Origin of the sequence: Marinobacter sp. (genome assembly GCF_041690455.1) — a bacterium.
Classification (GTDB): Bacteria; Pseudomonadota; Gammaproteobacteria; order Pseudomonadales; family Oleiphilaceae; genus Marinobacter.
Window position 1 is genome coordinate 1 of the sequence record NZ_JAWLHI010000149.1, and the last position, 3019, is coordinate 3019.

At 55.4% G+C, this 3019-nt stretch carries 4 protein-coding genes; 3 read left to right on the top strand and 1 reads right to left on the bottom strand.

Annotated features, from left to right (window positions below; genetic code table 11):
• The first annotated feature begins 2 nt into the window (after positions 1-2).
• On the top strand, positions 3-644 hold the full coding sequence (gene urtE, locus ACESMW_RS18855) for an urea ABC transporter ATP-binding subunit UrtE (RefSeq protein WP_372988500.1): 642 nt from the start codon (positions 3-5) through the stop codon (positions 642-644).
• A 103-nt stretch (positions 645-747) separates the two neighbouring features.
• On the opposite strand, the gene ACESMW_RS18860 is transcribed toward urtE, so the two are convergent.
• Positions 748-1551, bottom strand: coding sequence for a hypothetical protein (locus ACESMW_RS18860; protein WP_372988501.1), 804 nt, complete (start codon positions 1549-1551; stop codon positions 748-750).
• A 264-nt stretch (positions 1552-1815) separates the two neighbouring features.
• Here ACESMW_RS18860 and ureG point away from each other — a divergent pair, with 264 nt between their 5' ends.
• Entirely contained in the window at positions 1816-2472 is a 657-nt protein-coding gene (gene ureG / locus ACESMW_RS18865; protein ID WP_372988503.1) for an urease accessory protein UreG, read from the top strand.
• Between the two features lie 43 nt (positions 2473-2515).
• The coding region (locus tag ACESMW_RS18870; RefSeq protein WP_372988502.1) for a HupE/UreJ family protein at positions 2516-3019 on the top strand (504 nt) is incomplete at its 3' end.

A 3019-nucleotide genomic window follows, 5' to 3' on the forward strand; every position in this document is an offset into this window, starting at 1 on the left:
ATCTGGACCTGGACGTACCCCAGGGCCAGTGCACCTGCGTAATGGGCCGCAACGGCGTGGGCAAAACCACCCTGATGAAATGCATCATGGGCGAGGAAACCACCAAGAGCGGCAGCATTGAATTCGCCCAGGACGTGGAACTCACCAAAAAGAAAGTGGAAGACCGCTCCCGCCTCGGCATTGGCTACGTGCCCCAGGGCCGGCAGATCTTCCCCCTGCTGACCGTGGAAGAAAACCTGCGCACCGGCCTGGCCGTGCGCAAAGACGGCAGCAAGAAGATACCGGAGCGGGTGTACGAGCTGTTCCCGGTGCTGAAGGAAATGCGACACCGCAGAGGCGGCGACCTCTCTGGCGGGCAGCAACAGCAGTTGGCCATTGGCAGAGCGCTGGTGATCGAGCCCAGGCTGCTGATTCTGGATGAGCCGGGGGAGGGGATTCAGCCGAATATTGTGGCGCAGATTGGGGAGGTTATTCGTCGGCTGATTGAAGAAGATGGGCTGACGGTCTTGCTGGTTGAGCAGAAGTTGCCGTTTGCGCGGAAGTATGCGGATCGGTTTGCGATTTTGGATCGGGGGCGGCGGGTTTCTGAGGGGGGCATTTCGGAGTTGTCCGATGAATTAATCAAGAAACATCTGACTGTTTGAGAAAAGATTGGTTTTGCCATAGCTGACACTAACCTAAGTTGAGAACCTTCACCCTCCTGATCAAATCAGGAGGGTAGATATCTTCCAGACACTGGCATTCAGATCAAATGTGACAAGCACCCCAATCTTTACTCTTCGCCCACATAGTAGCCTCGGTCTCCATGAAATAATATTCAAACGACTCACCTGAGAAGAATTGGAAATCCGGCATTTCAGACCGCATAACAGGAGATCGAGCGACGCCAATGACTTGCACAAATATTTCGTCGGCACGGACACTTTGCACACGGGCAATGACATTATCGCGAGAACAAACAGTTAAGCCCGGATACTTTGACATGCCTGCCTCAGCCATGAAGCGCTTAACCCGAGGGCTGTTCCTCCAGGCCGTTTCAGCCTGTTTCTGACGCTTTACTTTGACCCCATGTCGCTTGAGCTGAGTTTGCGCACTCTTTTGGTCGACCTCACGAACGACAAGACTCAGACTTCGCTTCCCAACGTCTTTGGTGACAAATTCCGCATACCACAGAGGCACCTTTTCGACATTGCAACTGTAGAGTCCGCCATAGGCGTTGAAACTTCCATGCGCGTTCGCGTAGAGCGTGTTGGTGAAAAGTTTTTTGAAATCCCCCTGGGAGACCATTTGGCAATAAGTCCTCAGGGTATCGATAGGGGCTTTGACCTCTGAATACGGGTGGTAACCAGGCCCTGTTTTGATAACCGGCTGCCCCATAAAGACCGGTTCAAGGGGTATCCACGGTGCCATCAACCCATCATTATCAGCGATAAGTTCAGCGATGGACTGGTAGGTTGAGAGTTCTTCCTGTGGCAAGGGCTTGGTTGCACAGCCTGATATAAGAAAGGCCAAAAAGGCAATTATTATGAAGGGGCGTTTCTTGTTATGCATCACTCTATCTCCTTGAATGTGAGGAGAAATAATGTGATATCCCGTACAACTTTTGTGTGCTCAAATCCTCAAGAACACAAACTCAAGGCATTAGAATCCGGTATAACAACGCTTAGGAAAACCGTGCGTAAAACCGGGACCGTAAGACCGGGACAGATTTATTTTTCGCGGCTTCTTTGAAGGTTCAGAGTTAGTCTTAGTCAATACCAGCCCTCTCTGCACTTCGGTTGATATCGGTTGCCGGCCCACAAATAAGAAAAAGATCTGTCCCGGTTTTCTCGGTTTTCACATTGCCTCAGAGTGGGAGTCGGTGGGCCGGTTGGTTCCGGCAAGACCGCCCTGCTGCGCCAGTTGTGCAAAGCCCTGCGGGACCACTACGACATTGCCGTGGTGACCAACGACATCTACACCCGGGAAGACGCCGACTTCCTCCTGCGCCACGAAGCCCTGGCCGCAGACCGCATTCTCGGCGTGGAAACCGGCGGCTGCCCGCACACTGCCATCCGTGAAGACGCCTCCATGAACCTGGCGGCCATCGACGACCTCCAGCGCCGCCACCCGGATCTGGAACTGGTACTGGTGGAATCCGGCGGTGACAACCTATCCGCCACCTTCAGCCCGGAACTGAGCGACCTCACCCTGTACGTGATCGACGTCTCCGCCGGCGACAAGATCCCCCGCAAGGGCGGCCCTGGTATCACCAAATCCGACCTGCTGATCATCAACAAGATCGACATCGCCGAACAGGTGCATGCCTCCCTGGATGTGATGGAGCGGGACAGCAAGAAAATGCGCGGTGATCGGCCGTTCGTGTTCACCAACCTGTACGACGGGGTAGGGCTGGAGACGATCATCAGCTTCATTCTGGAGCGGGGCATGTTGCCGGAGCGTCGGCCAGAAAAACTGGCCGAAACTGCCTGAGCCAATCGAGTACAAACGACTTAAGAACCATCAGGAGAAAACCATGAAATTCACAGCCAAACTCTTCACCGCTGCCGCGTTGCTGACTGCTTCCGCCACTGCCATGGCCCACTCCGGCCACGCCGAAGGCGGCTTCACCAGCGGCCTCCTGCACCCCATGCTGGGCCTTGACCACCTGCTGGCCATGGCCGCCATCGGCTTCTGGAGCGTACGCCAGAGCAAACACATGAAAAACGCCACCCCGGCCTTCGTGATCGGCGGCATGATTCTCGGCGCCACACTTGCCTGGGGCGGCCTGAGCCTGCCGGGCGTGGAAACAGGGATTACCCTCTCCGTACTGGTCGCCGGCATCCTGATTGCCACATTGGCGAAACTGCCGACGGCTGTAGGTGGCACTCTGGTTGGTGCGTTTATGCTGTTCCATGGTTTTGCTCATGGGGCTGAGATGCCTGCGGGCGCGACTCTAGCCGCTTACCCTACTGGTTTCTCTATTTCTACGCTCGCGATCACCCTCGTTGGCCGTGGGTTGGGTAGCGTGATGCTCAAG

Excerpts from the sequence above, each read along its gene's own strand:
- ACESMW_RS18860 (WP_372988501.1), bottom strand. The coding sequence starts at position 1,551 with ATGCATAACAAGAAACGCCCCTTCATAATAATTGCCTTTTTGGCCTTT.